Origin of the sequence: Muriicola marianensis, assembly GCF_014638095.1 — a bacterium.
Taxonomy (GTDB): domain Bacteria; phylum Bacteroidota; class Bacteroidia; order Flavobacteriales; family Flavobacteriaceae; genus Muriicola; species Muriicola marianensis.
In genome coordinates this window covers 325,075-343,267 of the sequence record NZ_BMFH01000001.1, presented here as the reverse complement: position 1 = coordinate 343,267, position 18,193 = coordinate 325,075, and the positions used below count along the sequence as shown (strand labels likewise).

General features: G+C 48.4%; 14 protein-coding genes. 6 read left to right on the top strand and 8 right to left on the bottom strand.

Translation table 11 applies throughout. From position 1 onward, the window contains the following. Positions 1 to 15: 15 nt before the first annotated feature. A complete protein-coding gene (gene ggt, locus IEV19_RS01675) occupies positions 16 to 1,743 on the bottom strand; it encodes a gamma-glutamyltransferase (protein ID WP_188368973.1) in 1,728 nt (575 codons plus the stop codon). Next, positions 1,740 to 2,342 (bottom strand): acyl carrier protein phosphodiesterase, encoded by a 603-nt coding sequence (locus IEV19_RS01670; protein WP_188368972.1) that lies wholly within the window; start codon positions 2,340 to 2,342, stop codon positions 1,740 to 1,742. Before IEV19_RS01670 ends, ggt begins: the two co-directional genes overlap by 4 nt. Positions 2,343 to 2,411: 69 nt before the next feature. Here IEV19_RS01670 and glmM point away from each other — a divergent pair, with 69 nt between their 5' ends. Further along, positions 2,412 to 3,797: a phosphoglucosamine mutase gene (gene glmM / locus IEV19_RS01665; RefSeq protein ID WP_188368971.1), complete on the top strand. Its 1,386-nt coding sequence runs from the start codon at positions 2,412 to 2,414 to the stop codon at positions 3,795 to 3,797. A 6-nt stretch (positions 3,798 to 3,803) separates the two neighbouring features. Here the strand turns inward: glmM and IEV19_RS01660 are convergent, their stop codons facing one another. Further along, a complete protein-coding gene (locus IEV19_RS01660) occupies positions 3,804 to 4,685 on the bottom strand; it encodes a lysophospholipid acyltransferase family protein (RefSeq protein WP_188368970.1) in 882 nt (293 codons plus the stop codon). Between the two features lie 59 nt (positions 4,686 to 4,744). On the opposite strand from IEV19_RS01660, the gene IEV19_RS01655 reads away from it, so the two are divergent. Next, on the top strand, positions 4,745 to 5,392 hold the full coding sequence (locus IEV19_RS01655; RefSeq protein ID WP_188368969.1) for a rhomboid family intramembrane serine protease: 648 nt from the start codon (positions 4,745 to 4,747) through the stop codon (positions 5,390 to 5,392). A 142-nt stretch (positions 5,393 to 5,534) separates the two neighbouring features. Beyond that, entirely contained in the window at positions 5,535 to 7,187 is a 1,653-nt protein-coding gene (locus tag IEV19_RS01650) for an LVIVD repeat-containing protein (RefSeq protein WP_188368968.1), read from the top strand. A gap of 65 nt (positions 7,188 to 7,252) precedes the next feature. Here the strand turns inward: IEV19_RS01650 and IEV19_RS01645 are convergent, their stop codons facing one another. Further along, a complete protein-coding gene (locus IEV19_RS01645) occupies positions 7,253 to 8,362 on the bottom strand; it encodes a TlpA disulfide reductase family protein (protein ID WP_188368967.1) in 1,110 nt (369 codons plus the stop codon). A gap of 100 nt (positions 8,363 to 8,462) precedes the next feature. Next, positions 8,463 to 8,963 (bottom strand): hypothetical protein, encoded by a 501-nt coding sequence (locus IEV19_RS01640; RefSeq protein WP_188368966.1) that lies wholly within the window; start codon positions 8,961 to 8,963, stop codon positions 8,463 to 8,465. A gap of 90 nt (positions 8,964 to 9,053) precedes the next feature. Between IEV19_RS01640 and IEV19_RS01635 the strand changes: the two genes are divergently transcribed. Continuing rightward, positions 9,054 to 11,966 (top strand): FAD-binding and (Fe-S)-binding domain-containing protein, encoded by a 2,913-nt coding sequence (locus IEV19_RS01635; protein WP_188368965.1) that lies wholly within the window; start codon positions 9,054 to 9,056, stop codon positions 11,964 to 11,966. Between the two features lie 2 nt (positions 11,967 to 11,968). Here IEV19_RS01635 and IEV19_RS01630 read toward each other — a convergent pair whose 3' ends face one another. Further along, on the bottom strand, positions 11,969 to 12,823 hold the full coding sequence (locus IEV19_RS01630) for a UDP-2,3-diacylglucosamine diphosphatase (protein ID WP_188368964.1): 855 nt from the start codon (positions 12,821 to 12,823) through the stop codon (positions 11,969 to 11,971). A gap of 220 nt (positions 12,824 to 13,043) precedes the next feature. On the opposite strand from IEV19_RS01630, the gene aroC reads away from it, so the two are divergent. Beyond that, complete coding sequence (aroC, locus tag IEV19_RS01625; protein WP_188368963.1) at positions 13,044 to 14,108, top strand: chorismate synthase; 1,065 nt, start codon at positions 13,044 to 13,046, stop codon at positions 14,106 to 14,108. Positions 14,109 to 14,152: 44 nt separating this feature from the next. Beyond that, positions 14,153 to 15,499, top strand: coding sequence for a dicarboxylate/amino acid:cation symporter (locus IEV19_RS01620; RefSeq protein WP_188368962.1), 1,347 nt, complete (start codon positions 14,153 to 14,155; stop codon positions 15,497 to 15,499). A 16-nt stretch (positions 15,500 to 15,515) separates the two neighbouring features. Here IEV19_RS01620 and IEV19_RS01615 read toward each other — a convergent pair whose 3' ends face one another. Both IEV19_RS01615 and IEV19_RS01610 read right to left on the bottom strand, forming a co-directional pair. After that, on the bottom strand, positions 15,516 to 15,920 hold the full coding sequence (locus IEV19_RS01615) for a thiol-disulfide oxidoreductase DCC family protein (RefSeq protein ID WP_188368961.1): 405 nt from the start codon (positions 15,918 to 15,920) through the stop codon (positions 15,516 to 15,518). After that, entirely contained in the window at positions 15,920 to 18,088 is a 2,169-nt protein-coding gene (locus IEV19_RS01610) for an endonuclease MutS2 (RefSeq protein ID WP_188368960.1), read from the bottom strand. Before IEV19_RS01610 ends, IEV19_RS01615 begins: the two co-directional genes overlap by 1 nt. Between the last annotated feature and the right edge of the window lie 105 nt (positions 18,089 to 18,193).

Genomic DNA, 18,193 nt, shown 5'->3' with positions numbered 1-18,193 from the left:
TAAGACATTTCACGATTAATACCCAATAGCCTTGTCATCACCCCTGGGATCTGCCCCTCCTTCGAGTCGGCCATCAGGCAGCACGCGAATGGCATCGACCTTACCGATCACAGGAGTGCGCTCTTCGTTGATCTCATATCCCTTTGACCGCAGCAGATCCTTAGTCCTTTCAGGAAAGCCGTCGGGTTCAAAGATGATGTAATCCGGCAACCACTGGTGATGGAACCTCGGTGCTTCGACGGACTGTTGCATGCTCAGGTTGAACTCATAGGCATTTAATATGGTTTGAGCCACGGCTGTGATGATGGTAGAACCTCCCGGTGTACCCACCACCAGCCATAAAGCGCCATCCTTTTCGACAATAGTCGGGGTCATGCTGCTCAGCATCCTTTTTTCTGGTGCAATACTGTTGGCATTAGCCCCGATCAGGCCGAACATGTTCGGAACTCCCGGTTTTGAACTGAAATCGTCCATTTCGTTATTCAGGAAGAAGCCCAGTTCGTCACAGTACAGTTTGGAGCCATAGGCCCCATTGAGTGTGGTGGTGACAGAAACCGCGTTCCCCATGGCATCGACAATAGAATAATGAGTGGTCTCGGCACTTTCCAGGATCTCTACCGTCCCGTGGGAAACGGCCTCCGACTTAGTAGCACGGTCTAATGTAAAATCACTCATACGTTCCCTGAGATAGCTTTCCTGGAGAAGGAAGTCGAGTGGTATCTCCACAAAGTCAGGATCTCCCAGATAGAAATTACGATCGGCATAAGCCCTTCTGAAAGCTTCCGTGAGTAATTGAATTGCCTCCGCGGAATTGTGACCATAATCTCCGATGTCGTAAGGTTCGATCATCTTGAAGATCTGGTTTATGGTGACCCCACCACTGCTGGGCGGACTCATACTGATGATCCTGAGGTCCTTGTAGTTAAAAATGATGGGTTGCCTCCAGACAGCCTCATAGGAAGCGAGGTCCTCCTCGGTGATAAAGCCCCCCTTTTCCTGAATAAAAGCCGCGAGTTTTCGGGCTGTTTCTCCTCTGTAAAATTCATCTCTCCCGTTCTCCCGTATCCTTTTGAGGGTGTTGGCCAGACTTTGATATTTAAGGGTATCCCCTTTTTGGCATTTGGTATAAAAAAGGGTTTCCTCTCCGCTTATCTCAATGATCTGATCCCGGTACCTCTCCAGCCTATCCGCCTGTTTTTCGGTAACGACGACTCCTTTCTCGGCCAGTGCGATCACGGGATCCAGGATGCGCTCCATGGGGATACTCCCGAATTTTCTGTGGACCTCAAATACTCCTGCAATGGTACCGGGAACCCCAACCGCCGTTGCACCATTTGTGCTCATCCCAGGAATGACATTCCCCAGGGAATCCAGATACATATCCTCCGTAGCCGAGAGAGGGGCTTTTTCCCTGTAGTCCAGCGCTCCAACGTCCCCGTCACTTTTTCGATATACCATAAAACCGCCTCCCCCAAGGTTACCGGCATAAGGATAGGCAACTGCCAGGGCCAGCTCGGTGGCGACCATGGCATCAAAAGCATTGCCTCCACTCTCCAGAATGGCGGCACCTATGGCGGATGCTTCTTCCCTGGCCGATACGACCATGGCTTTTTCCGTAATAAGGCCTGTAGGGTTGGCCGGAGCTCTTCGGCATTGAATGCCCGAAACGAGTAGCAGAGCAAGTACACTATAGATCAGTACCCGGCTTAACTTACTGTCAGTATAATCTCTGAGGTATATCATTCTGAGGAAGAATTAGTGATGCTTTCAAATTTTTCTCGCGAAAAGATAATTAAATCCGAAAAGAACAGGGTGAACTCTTCCCTGAAAACGTCGTAGTGTTTGAGAAGGTCATCTGCAGCCCTGTCCATATTGCTTTTCCTGCCGGTCCTTCTGTAGAGCCCCTTCAGGACCCGGTCAATGCCTTCCACAGAGGCGTAGTTGACCAGCCAGTTATCGCGTATCATGTAGGGCATCAGATGTTTGGTGTGCTCAGGGAGTATGTCGTAATTCTCGTTCAGAAGGGCGTAAAACTTGCCAGCATACTTCTCCAGGCCTTCCTTTGAGTATTGTTCCCAGTTGGCCGCCAGGAAATGGTCGTAGAAAACATCCACGATCACCCTGCTGTAATGACTGTGGTTTTTGTGAAGTCTTCTGCTGCTTCTCCTGTATACAGGGTGGGCATCTGTATAAGTGTCTATGGCCCTGTGCAGTAAAATTCCCTGTTGTATTTTCTCCGGCAGGTGTTTGTATCGATTCCCCCGGATACTGTCGGCGATAAAGTTTCCGATACTGACTTCCTCATTACCAAAAGACAGATAAATATGTGCGAGAAAATTCATTGCCCGAATTTACAAATACAAAGGATGGAAACCCGACCAGACCTTTATATTTGCAAAAACTTTTTATAAATGACCTTGATCAAATCCATATCCGGCATACGCGGAACAATCGGTGGCCAGACCGGAGACAACCTCACCCCACTGGATGCAGTTAAATTTGCAGCGGCCTACGGAGCCTTTCTGACCCAGCAGCAACCCGGTAAAAAACTAAAGGTAGTGATCGGCAGAGATGCCCGGATATCAGGGGAGATGATCCAGAATCTGGTAAGTTCCACCCTGATAGGGATGGGGATTGATGTGATAGACCTCAGCTTGTCTACCACCCCTACTGTCGAGATCGCTGTGCCCCTTGAAAAGGCTGATGGCGGTATCATCCTGACGGCCAGTCACAACCCAAAACAATGGAATGCTCTCAAACTGCTCAACGCCCGAGGTGAATTCCTTAATGCCGCAGAAGGGGAAACCATCCTTTCCCTGGCTGAAAAGGAAGATTTCACTTTTGCTCAGGTCGACGATCTGGGCCAATTGACAGTAAATGATTCCTATTTTGATATTCATATAGACGAGGTCCTGGACCTCCCGCTGGTAGACAGGGACACTATTGCCAAAGCAAAATTCAAGGTGGTTGTAGATGGGGTGAACTCCACCGGGGGGATCGTGATGCCTAAGCTCCTGAAGGAACTGGGCGTAGAGGTCATTGAACTCTATTGCGAGCCCAATGGTCATTTTCCCCATAATCCAGAGCCACTGAAGGAACATTTGAAAGACATATGCGAACTTGTAGTACGTGAGAATGCCGACCTTGGCATTGTCGTGGACCCCGATGTAGACAGGCTGGCATTTATAGCCGAAGACGGGGAGATGTTCGGGGAGGAATACACCCTGGTGGCCTGTGCAGATTACGTCCTGGGGAAAACCCCGGGTAATACGGTATCCAACCTTTCCTCTACCCGGGCGTTGAGAGACGTCACCGAGAAACACAAAGGCACCTATACGGCTGCTGCGGTAGGAGAGGTGAATGTGGTCGCACAGATGAAGGAATCCCGTGCTGTCATCGGGGGAGAGGGCAACGGTGGGATCATCTATCCCGAAAGTCACTTCGGAAGGGATGCCCTGGTGGGTACTGCCCTTTTCCTAATGTTACTGGCAGAGAAAAAGGTGAAGGTAAGCGATCTGCGAAAGAGCTACCCGTCCTATTTTATGAGCAAGAAGAAAATAGAGCTCACCCCTGAAATCGATGTAGATTCTATCCTGAAAAAGATGGAAGATAAGTACAGGGAAGAAGACGCCAACACCATAGACGGGCTGAAGATCGACTTTGAAAAGTCATGGGTCCATATGCGAAAGTCGAACACTGAGCCTATCATCCGTGTTTATACCGAGGCCCCTTCCCAGGAGGAAGCGGATTCCCTGGCAGACAGAGTAATGGCCGAAATCAGAGCGCTGGCATCCTGATAAGGTCTATCCATTCGGTTCCTTCCCCCGGTGCTTCCACCTCCTGTGGGTCCAGAGGTAGTGTTCCGGTCTTTCGCGGATCTGGGCCTCGGCCAGCCTTAAGAAATCTTCCGTAATTACGTACTCTTCAGTTTCGCCTCCATTACCGGTGATCGGGATAATCTCAACTTCGTAATACCCTCTTTTCACTTTGTAGACCTTCAGGAAAACCACTGCCATGTCGAGTCGGCGGGCCAGGCCTTCAGCCCCTATGAATACGGGCACCTTAATGCCCATGAACTCACTCCAGTATTGTGCCTTGCTCATCATAGGCGATTGGTCGTTCACGATCCCGTAAACACCCCGAATCCCTTCTTTTTCATTCTGTATGATCCGTTTTACGGTGTCTTTCTGTTCCAGGGGTTCTGTATTCCATTTGGCCCTTATCTTCCGGATAAGCCGGTCGAAATATTTATTTCCAATTTTCTGGTAAATGGCAAAGCCTTTAGAAGAGATGTAGTTGTTGATGCTGGTGTTCCATTCCCAGTTGGCGTAATGGGTGCACAATAGAAGCACACTCCTCTCTTTTTCCAATTCGCGCAGGACCTCGATGTTCCTTACCCTGAAACGCTTTTCCACTTCCTCCTTACTCAGGTCCATCGTCTTTACCATCTCCAAAAAGAGGTCACACAGATGACGATAAAAGGCTTTTTCGATGCGATCGCGCTCCTTTTGGGAGGCGTTGGGCAAGGCAAGTGAGAGGTTCTCCCGCACTACCTTTCTTCGGTACCTGGCCAGGTAAAAGACAAGGACGAATGCGAGGTCAGAAAAGCCGTAAAACAATGGTCCGGGAAGGATGGAAATCAGCCTCAGAACGGGGTAGGCCAACAGGAAAACGAGTAATTGCATGCACCTAGACTATGTGCAAATATAATTATATTTGCCCCTCTCAACACAGAGGCATTCCTATGAATCTACACTGGGCTACCCTGGCGATCATCGGGGCAAACGTATTGGTTTCGCTGAAAGGATTTAATGACCGGCTTTTTTTTGAACGGTATAAATTTGGGATAGCCGCCATTCGTACAGGTCAGAAAGACAGGATGGTCACTTCAGGATTTCTGCATGTCGACCTTAGCCACCTGTTCCTCAACATGTTCACCCTGTTTTTCTTTGCCGATGTGGTGATCCGCTGGTTTGGAGCCACCAAATTCCTGTTGATGTATTTCATCAGTTTACTGGCAGGCAGTCTTCTGGCCCTTTTTTTTCATAGGCAGGAACCATATTACAGTGCGGTGGGGGCAAGCGGTGCTGTGACAGGGATCCTTTATGCCGCCATTCTGCTTCAACCAGACATGCGGCTGGGGATCATGTTCATCCCCATACCACTGCCTGCCTATATCCTTGGGATCCTGTACATGCTCTATTCCATTTACGGAATGAAGACTCGGTTGGGAAATATAGGCCACACAGCGCATTTTGGCGGGGCGATCGGTGGATATGTCACCACCCTTCTCTTTAAGCCAGAGTTACTGGTTACCGATACCCTTATGGTTTTCCTGCTGGCCCTGCCAATACTGGTTCTCTTCGTCCTGGAAAAGATGGGCAAACTATGATGGCATTCCCAATTTCCCCATCCTTAAAAGCGGATAAGGGGTAAAAAGTGTGTCACTCACCTATTTTTTTAGATTTTACAATACTTTAGGGCTACTTTTGACGTTAGGGTAGAGCCCAAATTACCTTTTTGAATACCTACTTATGAGAAAAAGTATACCTGGTGCCTTTTTTTTGGCGATCCTATTCCTGGTTTCCTGTTCTGATGAAACCAGTATTTTCATTGACGAACAAAGACAGAGTATTGTAGAGGAAAATGATCCTGTGGCCCTGTCGGCAAGTGTCTCTTTTGACGATGCCGGGGTACTTGACATCTCTATTGACCAGAACCAAAGCGGGAAACGGGCTTCAAAAGCCATGGAAGAACCGGCCGGGAACTATCCCATGACCTTGATCGGGCAGGTGAAGCCACCAGTTTTTGGTCCGATCACTTCCCTCACCGCCGCACATGTGTACGTACAGGACGATTTTGCCTATGTGGCCTACAATACTGCAGGGGAGGACTATGCGGGTGCCATCGATATTATAGACGTAAGAAATCCCAATGATCCGCAGGTTACTTCGCGCATTGTGTACACTAATGCCGATATTAATTCACTACAGTTCCACGAAGGATTTTTATACGCCGTGGGCGGACTTTACGCGACTGCCTCCTTCACCGCTTCGTCCAATTCCTTTATCACAAAGATCCCGGTATTTAGCGGGGTTATGGATACGGATGCAGGGGTGATCTACGGTTTTCAGGCTGGGGATAATGCCACTGACGTAGTCATCGACAAAAATGAAGCGTTTGTAACCAGCGGTAAGGCAGGAACAATTACTATTTACGATACCAAAGATCTTTCGATAAAGGAGGAAGCCCCTTATTTAGATCTCAGATCTCTGGCAAAGTTTGATAACAGGGTTGCAGTTCTGGATGCAGCTTTAGGGATTCGTGTTCTGGATGACAATCTGAAACCTAAAAAGGAAATCGCCATTGATTCTGATTTTGGATTGTATACCAAAAGGACAGTTGATTTTGACGGAGAAAAGATCATAGTAGCTGAAGGGAACAAGGGAGCCGGGGTGTATTCATACGACACAGGCAACCTGCTGCAGTATATTCCCATTCTCATCGACCCTCTCCAGCCGCCGGCCGGGGATATAGTTAATAATGCAGTAGGTATCAATGGGGACATGGTTCTCATGGCCAACGGTGGAGCCGGTCTTTCCGTTTCTGATGACAAAGGGGATACAGCCCAACCTTACGGGGTGATCCAGTTAGGCGGTTCAATAAACTTCGTACAAACCCGGGGAGACTATGCTTTTGCAGCCTCCGGACAGGAAGGACTTCAGATCATCAAACTGAACCGTTTATCCTTGAGTCTTTCGGCCCAATGTGCTACGCTACCGGAATATAATGGTTCCAACAAGCTAGTGATCAACCAGGGTGAAAGTTTTGGATTCAGCGGAGCTAAAAGTTTTAACTCGATAAAAATTGAAGATGAGGGCTCTTTGATCCTGTGCGGATCCTGGACCGTCAGCAATGATGTCGATATCAAGGAAAATGCAGTCATGGCCATGAACGGAAATCTCAGTGTGGGACGAAACAGAAGGCAAAGGAAGATACAGGTAGAGAAGGGAGGTACCCTCCGTATTGAAGGTAATCTGACCATTTACGGAGATTTGGAGCTCAAAGAGAACGCAACTCTTGAATTTATAGGAGATGCATCGGTGGTCAATATATTCGGTGAAGTAAAACTCGAAGATGGAGCTACCGTTACAGGCACCTTTGAAGATGTCAGGAATAAGCTGTAAGCGCTTATCTCAATAATAAAAAAACCCCGATGACACATCGGGGTTTTATTTTGGTTTTGACATGTTTATTGCAATAACTCCCCGATCTTCTGGTCGAGTGAAGCGCCCCTGAGGTCCTTTGCGACAATGATTCCGTTCTCATCGAGGATAAAGGTGGCAGGGATGGCATCCACGTTGTACAATTTCGCGATCTCGTCGAAGTATTGAACATTGGAGACATGGTGCCAGATCAATCCGTCGTCCTCAATGGCTTTCTTCCAGTCATTCTCATTTCGGTCCAGAGATACACCGAGAATGCTCAGGCCTTTATCCTTGTACTTGTTATAGACTTTAACCACATTGGGGTTTTCTGCCCTGCAGGGCCTGCACCAGGCCGCCCAGAAATCGACAATGGTCACCTTGCCCAGCACGTCGTTAAGGGCCAGTTCTTTTCCATCGGGAGATGGGGCTGAAAAATTGGGAGCCTTCGATCCGATTGAAGTGCTGGATTCACGATCCAGGGTCTCCTTGATCTTGACCCCTGTGCTGCTCGACTTAATTTCTTGGGAAAGACCGTCATATAATTCCTGTACTTCCGGAACCGTCTTGGCCTTGGTCGTCAGTATCCTGTAGATTATTAAGGCAGATACGATCGCATCAGGATTGTTTTTCACGTAATCGAGTTCGTACCCCTTGGCTTCTTCCATCAATTCGAAATACTCTTCCCTGAGAGAATTCATGGTCACTGTATCCCGATTGGCCTGTGCCCTTCTCATATCCTGGTTCATGGACGAGGCTTTCCTGCTCAATACCCGGCTCCCTTTGAGGAAGTCGTAGAAAAGGTCGTTCTGCAGTGTCCCACCTATCCTTGCAAATCCCAGGCTGTCCCGCTGAGCACTTATCTCTATATCCCCGTTCTCTACTATGATCGGAATATTCTCTTGTCCCCGGCCGAAGAAGATGTAGTGCAACTCCGGACTTTCCATGGAAGCACCTTCGAAAACGAACTTCCCACCGGAGACGGTGGCAGAATCTACGGTGATCAGCTGGTTGTTGTTCCCGTATTTCCTGAGGGTGAGTTCGGTGCCTTCAGTGTTCTCGCCTTCCACGGAACCTTCAATGATGTAACCGTCCCTGTTGGAAGAACAGGACCAAAGGATCAGAGACAGAATAAATGCGGTATAAAAAAATCTCATTTTTCAAATTTATCGCCCCAAAGGTACTGATAAGGGGGCCAATAAAAAAGCCCTTAACACATGCTTATGATTAAGGGCTTTCATGTATTTTAAAACGGTATCAGAACTGATACCTGAGACCCAGGGCAATATCGAAGTCGAAATTATCCGAGAAGTCATCATATCCTATCAACCCTATTTCAGGCCTGAAATCGAGAGAGATCAAAAGAGGGATATTGAAATTGTATTCGATTCCCAGCACCCCGGCTCCGAAGAGGAAGAGTCCGCCATCCGGCTCATCGAATCCATCAGGCCATCTGTTGAAATCCACGCTTCCAAGTCCGCCACCAACACCGTAGAACCAGTTGAAATTCCCGTCGAGGGGCTCTACCCACTGGTAAGTTCCGGTTAGCTTGAATGCATCGTAGTTCCGGCTGTCCCTCCAACCCAGGTCGATCTCAACCCTATTGGAAATTGAAACGGACTTCTGATAAGATATTTCAGCCCCGAAACCGTCGCTATCACCTAGCCTGAGCCCGAGTGCATGATCTGAAATCTGCTGAGCACTCAGGGCACAAGTCGCCGTGAGGAAAATAAAAACTGTTAATTTGAATAACTTCATAGTTAGGAGTTTTAAGTGTTAAAATTACTGATTGTAGGATGTATCGATGTTAAGAATAACTTAATTTTATGCCTCTAAAACCTCAGTTTCTTGCCTGCATTCCCCTTTGAAAAATTAGAGTCTTCCCTTGAGGGTTCCCTGCATACAGACATACTTACGAGAAGTTTGTACGCTACGGATGCCTCCGTCTACAGAAAGTTACCATCGGCTGTTGCCTATCCCAGGAACACTGAAGACCTTAAAAAGATCATCGGCTTTGCGGATGAGCATCACCTGGGGTTGATCCCCAGGACCGCAGGCACTTCCCTGGCCGGTCAATGCGTGGGGGAGGGGATGGTTGTAGATGTAAGCCGGCATTTCACATCTATCCTGGATCTGGATCTCCAGCGGAAGCAGGTAACCCTGCAGCCGGGCGTCATCCGGGATGAACTGAACGAATACTTAAAACCTCATGGCCTGTTCTTCGGTCCGAATACTTCCACCTCCAACCGCTGTATGATCGGGGGCATGGTAGGCAATAATTCCAGCGGCACGACCTCCATCCAATACGGCGTAACTCGAGACAAGGTCATAGCACTCAAGACCTTGCTGGCATCGGGGGAAGAGGTCGTCTTTTCGTCTCTTACAAGTGATGAATTCCAGGGGAAGACACAAGGCAAACATCCTGAAGCTATAATTTATAATGAATTAAACAATATACTGTCAGACAGAGAGATACGAAAAAATATACAAAGGGAGTTTCCCAAGAGCAGCATTCACAGAAGAAATACTGGGTATGCGATAGATGCCTTGCTCGAAAGTCAGGTTTTTGACGGTCATGAGCCTGAAATCAATTTGAGCAAACTTCTGTGCGGCAGTGAGGGTACCCTGGCCTTCATTACCGAGATCACCCTGCAGCTGGATGAACTGCCGCCACCCCATTCGGCAATGGTTGTCACACATTACGAGACACTGGAAAAGTGCCTTGAAGATGTTGCTCCTGTGATGAAGCACGACCTGCATACCTGTGAAATGATGGATAAGGTGATCCTGGATTGTACTGAGAACAACAAAACCCAGCAAGCCAACCGATTTTTTGTGGAAGGGGATCCTGCTGCCTTGTTGATGCTTGAAGTGCGGTCGCATACGGAGGAAGACCTTAAGGCGCAACTTGCAGATCTTCAGAGGACCATTTCAGAAATCGGGAGAAGCTATGCGAGTCCGGTGCTGTTTGGTGACCAGATCAACAGTGCCCTTGAGCTCCGTAAGGCCGGTCTTGGTTTACTCGGGAACATGGTGGGAGACAGGAAGGCGGTGGCCTGTATTGAAGACACGGCAGTAGCCCTTGAGGACCTGAAGGATTTTATCGGGGAATTTACAGACATCATGAAGGCCTATCGCCAGGAAGCGGTTTATTATGCCCATGCAGGAGCGGGCGAATTACATCTCCGCCCCATCCTGAATCTGAAAAAGCGAGAAGATGTAAAACTGTTCCGGGAGATCACAACCCGCGTGGCCGAGCTTACCAAAAAGTACAGGGGATCTTTTAGCGGAGAGCACGGAGATGGGATCGTCAGAGCCGAATTCATACCCATGATGATCGGGAAAGAGAATTATGACGTCCTGAGGAGGATCAAAGGAGTGTTCGACCCGAAGAACATTTTTAATCCGGGCAAGATCGTGGATCCCTATCCCATGGATGAGGCTTTGCGCTATGAAGTAGGAAGGCAGGAACCAGAGATAGAGACCCACCTGGATTTCAGCGATAGTGGAGGCATACTAAGGGCAACAGAGAAATGCAATGGGAGTGGCGATTGCAGGAAGACGGAACAGGCCAGGGGCGCCATGTGCCCCAGCTATCACGCCACGCGAAATGAAAAGGACACCACCAGAGGAAGGGCCAATGCTCTCCGGGAGTTTCTCACCCATAATCCCAGGGAAAATAAGTTCGATGCTGAGGAGCTCAAGGAAGTATTCGACCTCTGCCTGAGCTGCAAGGCCTGCGGCAGTGAATGTCCCAGCAACGTGGATGTGGCTACCCTGAAAGCCGAATTCATGTACCAATATCAGGAAGAACACGGGTATACATTTCGCAACAAGCTGTTTGCATACAACACCCGGGCGAACCGGATGAGCGCTGCATTTCCCGCCCTCAGCAGGGCCTTTCTGCAGAACAAACTTACCGGTAATCTGGTGAAAAAAATATCAGGGGTTGCCACGGAACGCAGTATCCCGACGGCCCGAAAATTTGATTTCCAAAAATACCTGAAATCAAAACCCGCCCTTTCAACTGAGAACCACGGAAGACTGATTCTTTACATCGATGAATTCACGCGCTATCTGGACATTGAAGTGGGCAAGGATGCAATAGATCTGTTGCATGCCCTGGGATATGAGATCGTACTGTATTTCGGGGAAAGCGGCCGAACGTTTATATCCAAAGGCTTTCTTGATCAGGCCAGGTCCCTGGCCAGTGCTAACCTTGAAGCTCTGTTTCCAATGATTTCGGAAGATGTGCCCGTTGTGGGCCTGGAGCCTTCGGCCATCCTGAGTTTCCGGGATGAATATCACCGGTTTCGACTGGATACCGACAAACTCAAAGTACTCTCCGATAACAGCCTGCTGATCGAAGAATTCCTGGCCCGGGAGATCGGGAAAGGGAAAATCTCCTCTGCTTCCTTTACCGCCGAAGGGCGAAATGTGAAGGTGCATAACCACTGTCATCAAAAATCGCTTTCTGATCAGAAGGTGACCTTTGATATTTTGAATTTACCTGAGAATTACAAGGTAACAATCATCAATTCGGGTTGTTGTGGGATGGCCGGTTCTTTTGGATATGAAAAGGAGCATTACGAGGTCAGCATGAAGATTGGCCGACTCCGTTTATTCCCGGCAGTTTCCAAGGCAGATCGGGATACCTTAATTGCCGCCAACGGGACCAGTTGCCGACATCAGATCTGGGATGGAACAGGCAGAAAAGCGTACCACCCCGTTTCCATCCTCCGGGATGCTCTAAAGCCTTAAACTCAGGATGCTGTACGGGAAAATTTTTCAGTTTCGGTAAGATCTCCCCGCTTTTCAAGGAGATCGGCCACATCCATATCCCTGAGCTCCTCATCCCCGTAAAAGGCAGTGAGTTTGTCGTGTTTAAAACTATACAGCTTCCACCTCTTGAAGGAATACTCCAGGGCAGTGAGATGCTCCACCCAGTCGCCGGAATTCAGATACAGCCAACGTCCCTTGTTCGACTCATAATAGGTTTTTCTCGGTTGATGGCTATAGCCACATATCAGGGTGTCGTATTGGTTCTGAAATGCCATTTCCAGGGCCGACCTGTCGAATTTGCTCAGGCTTGTTAAATCTCTTTGGGACTGGATTCTTGAGTGAGCATCTGAATATTCTTTGATCTTCCCCTTTTTCGACTGGCGATGTTGTCTGAGTTTGTGCTTCAGGGAAAGAATGTTCATACCAAGAGCCCCCAACTTGATCAGCCATTTGGAAAGAGCAGGGGAGGTGTCGAAAATACTGCCGTGAAGAATGCAAACCGACTTACCATCCATGTCTGTGATCAGCTTGTCTTGAAAGTGAAGCCTGCTGAACATACTCCCGGTGAATTTCCTGAACAAGTTATCATTGTTGCTGGTGATATAATACACCTCGGATCCTTCAGAAAGAAGGGAAAGAATTTTTTTGATGACCTTGAGATGCGTTTTTGGAAAAGAATTTCTCCTGATATAGAAAGGGTCAATAAAATCTCCATTGAGCACAAGTGTTTTGGGCTTGATACTGCTCAGGTAGATCAAGAGTTCTTCGGCCTTGCTGGACGGTGATCCCAGATGAACATCAGAGATTACTACAACGTCTATTTTGCGCTTTTTCAAGGGTAATTTATTTGCTGACAAATTTATACCTATCGGGATATTAAAATGCAAAGAAAAGGTGAAGTCTGATGTATGATCAGGTTAAATTTCGATTAACGAGAGGCCCGAAAGGTTAAGCTAATATTAAGCATTCTCTGTTTTGGTTTCCGGACTGAATAGACCTATATTTGGCTTCCGAGGACGGGCATCTCACCCGGGAAGGTTATTCAATAAAAGTATTATGGCCGGAAATTCTTTTGGCACTCTTTTTAAGCTGACCACGTTCGGCGAATCCCATGGGGAAGCTATAGGCGGTATCATTGAAGGTTGTCCGCCTGGGATTGAGATCGACCTGGAGGCAGTCCAGAGAGAAATGGATCGCAGAAAGCCCGGTCAATCCGCCATCGTGACCCAGCGGAAAGAAGCTGACGAAGTCAAATTTCTATCCGGCATCTTCGAAGGGAAAACCACCGGTACCCCCATAGGTTTTGTGATCCACAACAGTAATCAAAAATCCCGGGACTACGACCACATTAAGGATTCCTACAGACCATCCCATGCAGACTATGTGTACGACCAGAAATACGGCTTTCGCGATTACAGGGGCGGTGGGCGAAGTTCGGCCAGGGAAACCGCTTGCCGAGTGGTTGGAGGCGCTATAGCCAAACAATTCTTGAGAGAACTCAAAATTAATGCTTTTGTATCTCAGGTTGGAAGTATTACTTTAAATAAAAAATACCAGGACATCGATCTTTCCCTGATCGATTCCAACCCTGTCCGCTGTCCGGATCCTGAAACTGCTGCAGCCATGGAAGACCACATCAGGGAGGTGCGCAAAGAAGGTGATACTATTGGAGGAGTGATCACAGGGGTTCTACAGCAAGTCCCAGTAGGATTGGGAGAACCGGTATTCGACAAGCTGCACGCCCAGTTGGGAAAGGCCATGCTGTCTATAAATGCAGTCAAGGGATTTGAATACGGCAGTGGCTTCGATGGGGTGACCATGAAGGGAAGCGAGCACAATGATGCCTTCAATCAGGATGGCAGTACAAAGACCAATTATAGCGGAGGCGTGCAGGGAGGAATAAGCAACGGCATGGATATTTATTTCCGTGTGGCCTTCAAACCTGTAGCTACCCTGATTCAGCCTTACGAGACCATTGACAAAGAAGGGAACAAGGTACAGGCTCAGGGTAAAGGAAGGCATGATCCCTGTGTGGTCCCAAGGGCAGTTCCCATCGTGGAGGCGATGGCGGCCCTGGTACTGGCTGACTTTCTGTTGTTGCATCGAAGTTTAAAACCATGAGGATATAGGCATAAGGCCGGTTATAACTATACAAAACGAATTCTATGAAGAAACTGGAATTACACTGGAAGATCTTGATCGGAATGATCCTGGGGATCATTTTTGGTTTTGTTATGACCTATCCCAGTTGGGGCAGCCAATTCGTGCAGGATTGGATCAACCCTTTTGGAAGTATCTTCGTCAAACTTCTGAAACTGATCGCCATACCACTGATCCTGGCCTCTCTCATTAAGGGGATTTCAGACCTGAAGGATATTTCCCAGTTTCGCAATATCGGAGTACGAACCATCGTCATTTACATGGTCACCACGGTGGTCGCCATAACGATCGGTCTGGTACTGGTCAATGCACTGAAACCCGGGGATGGAATATCACAGGATACCATAGATAAGCTGACGGAGACCTATGCCTCTGATGCGCAGGTCACCTCAAAACTCGAAGAAGCCTTCAGGCAAAAAGAAGGTGGGCCTCTCCAGTTTCTGGAGGATATGGTTCCTGATAACGCCTTCAGTGCTCTCAGTGACAACGGCCTGATGTTGCAGGTGATCTTCTTTACGATCTTTTTGGGGATCTGTATGCTGCTGGTAGGGGAAGAGCGCTCCAAGCCTTTGAAAGATTTCTTTGACGCGCTGAATGAGGTGGTCCTGAAGATGGTGGACCTGATAATGCTTTCGGCCCCTGTAGCGGTTTTTGCCCTACTGGCAAATGTGGTAGTTACTTCGGGTGACCCGGACCTGCTGCTGGCCCTGCTCAAATATTCTGGTGTTGTAGTGCTCGGTCTTGTCCTGATGATATTATTTTACAGCCTGGTGGTGGGCACTTTTACCAGGTACAACCCCTGGACCTTTCTCAGTCGGATCAGTCCGGCCCAACTCCTGGCTTTTTCTACCAGTTCCAGTGCTGCCACCCTCCCGGTGACCATGGAGAGGGTAGAGGAACACATTGGTGTTAACAAGGACATTTCGAGTTTTGTCCTGCCGGTAGGAGCTACCATCAACATGGATGGAACCAGTCTTTACCAGGGAGTGGCAGCCGTCTTTATCTCCCAGGCGCTTGGCTTCGACCTTAGTCTCACCGATCAGTTGATGATCGTCCTCACGGCCTTACTGGCGTCCATAGGCTCGGCAGCCGTACCGGGTGCAGGCATGGTGATGCTGGTTATCGTGCTCGAAGCCATACAATTCCCTGCCGACAAGCTGGCGATAGGATTGGCGCTGATCTTTGCTGTGGACCGTCCTCTGGATATGCTTCGGACAGTGGTGAATGTCACAGGTGATGCCACGGTATCTATGATGGTTTCCAAATCCCTGGGCAGAAAACTGGTTCCGGCTGTACGCGAGTGGGATGACCATCTGGACGAAGTATTGCCAAAGAAGAAAAAGGGTAAATGATAAGGAGCCTGGGTCCCTACAGGAACTTCTTTCTCAATTCAGGAGAGGGCACCATACAGGCGTCCTGCTTCCCGAAAATTTTATAACGGTGCCTGGCTACAAGATCGTAGAATAAATCCCTGAACGACCTTGGTAACCACAGAAAGATCCCCAGTAATGGCCAAAGCCCGGTTAGGCCCCGGGCGATCCGGAGTGCTGCCTCAGATTTCACATAATAGGCAACCCCGGGCTCAATCAGGATAATAGAATCCACCTTTGAAGTATCGATCCCCCTTTCTCTAACGAGCCTTTCACCGGCTTCACTCTGCAAGGCCGCAAACCTGAAAAGATCTTTCCTGTCCCTCCTGATCACGAATTGTACAGAACGGTTGCAGAGATTGCAAACCCCATCAAATAAGATGATCTTTATGCCTTCTTCCATCACTTTTTACTTTCCACCAGTTCAAGCTGATCCACGCTCACCTTTGTGGTAAACATCCCGTAATTAACGACTGCTTTGTTCTTTTCAAGACTGTCGATACTCCCCACTGCTCTTCCATCGAACAGCCTGACCCTGTCGCCGATCTTAAAAATGGGCCTCGGTTTTGCTTTTACCTTTTCCTGCTTCTTCTTGGCCTGCTTTTTTTTCTCCCGGATCGTTTTTACCTCTTTTTCCAATTCCCTGGAAACCTCCTTTTTCTTGACTTCCTGTTCTTTGATCTCCGAAACCGTTCTCTTTTTGCGTTTGCTGTTCTCGGTTTCCACCAGTCGGAGGATCTCTGAGATCAGGGGGCGTTTTTTCTTATCCCTGAAATACTTTTCCGCGATCTTGTTCACCTTCTCTCCTAGGTAGATCATCCTCTGATTAAAATCGTACAGTTCCTGGTAATTTTCCAGTTTGGTTTTGATCTTGGCATTGAGCTTTTCGAGCCGCTGTGCTTCCTCCCTCGCCTTAATCTCCTCCTCCTGAAGGCGGGTACCCGTTTTGGCCATTTTCGTGCGCTCCTTCTGCAATTTGGCAATGGTGGCATCGAAACGGATCTTTCCCTTTTCCACCTTTTTCTTGGCTTTGTTGATCAGGCTGTAGGGAATACCGTTCTTCTGGGCCACTTCAAAGGTAAAGGAGCTTCCCGGCTGACCCAGTTCGAGCTGGAAGGTGGGCTGAAGGGTGTTGCTGTCGAACAGCATATTCGCATTGGTGGCATGTGGCAGCTCATTGGCGAGTGCCTTCAGGTTGGCGTAATGGGTGGTGATCACCCCGAAGGACTCTCTTTCGTAAAAGACCTCAAGAAAGGCTTCAGCAAGGGCTCCCCCGAGTTCCGGGTCGCTGCCTGTTCCGAATTCATCGATCAGGAAGAGGGTTTGCCCATCGCATTTCCTGAGGAATTTATTCATATTCTTAAGCCTGTAGCTATAGGTACTCAGGTGGTTCTCTATAGACTGGTTATCCCCAATGTCGGTCAGTATGGTCTTAAAAAGACAGAAGGAACTCCTTTCGTGAACCGGGATGAGCATTCCACTCTGCAGCATGAGCTGCAGCAAACCGATCGTTTTAAGAGTAATGCTTTTACCCCCGGCATTCGGACCTGAGATGACGATGATCCTGTTCTCTGGATGGAGCTCGATGGTTTGAGGATAGGTGGGAAGCTTGTCTTTTTTATTAGACAGGTAGAGAAGAGGATGGTAGGCTTCCCGCAGGTATAGTTTCCTCTCCTGGTTGATCTCAGGTTTTATGGCCCTGATCTCGGTCGCATATTTTGCCTTGGCCGCGGTCAGGTCGATGTGGGCCAGGAATTCCTGGTATTCCTTCAGGTCAGTTCTGAAGGGGCGTATCTGACTGGTCAGGGCATTGAGGATCCGCTGTATCTCTTCCTTTTCGTCAAACTCCAGGTTGTTCAGTGCTCGCGTGTATTTTGATACGGCCTCGGGTTCTATGTAGACTATACTCCCGGTCTTTGAGGTTCCCAGGACGGAACCCTTGACCTTTTTGCGATACATGGATTTAACCGCCAACACCCGCCTGTTGTCTACGATAGACTCCCTGATCTCGTCCAGGAATTCAGAGGCCTGGTAAGTATTTAGTGCGCTCCCGAAACTCTGGTTGATCTTCCCTCTGACCTGGGAAATTTCCTGCCTGATCCGGTTAAGATCAGGCGAGGCAGAGTCTTTTACCTCGCCGAACTTGTCTATGACTCCTTCGATGAGTTCAGGGATCTCTTTAATGAGTTCCACGGTCTCTGTGAAAGCGTGCAGACGGGGGTAATACTCCTTGAATTTTTTAAAGAATTTCTTGTGCTCCGCTACTGTTAAACACAGGTGTTTGATCTTTCGAAAGCCCGATACCTCAAGGGTGGTATTCTCTACTTTCAGCAGATTCAACTCCCCTGTAATGGAGTCGAACCCGTGGTTGGGTATGCGGTTGTTGTTGTCAAAGGATGACAGGTATTCCGAGGTTTCTCCTAACAAACGCTCAATCTCCTCTTCTTCCAGAAGAGGTTCGAGAGCCAATGCCATAGCTTTTCCCATGTCTGTATTGCAACGGGCAGAAAGCTGCTTGGTCACCGTGACAAACTCCAGGTCCTGAACGCTTTTTTGAAGATACCTATCCATTATTTCCCAAACGAAGCACAAAGGTAGCCAATAGACTTCATTCTGAATACTCAGAGCCTAAATGGAGGAAATAAAACAACAGGTTTTTTGATACAATTCTCATTT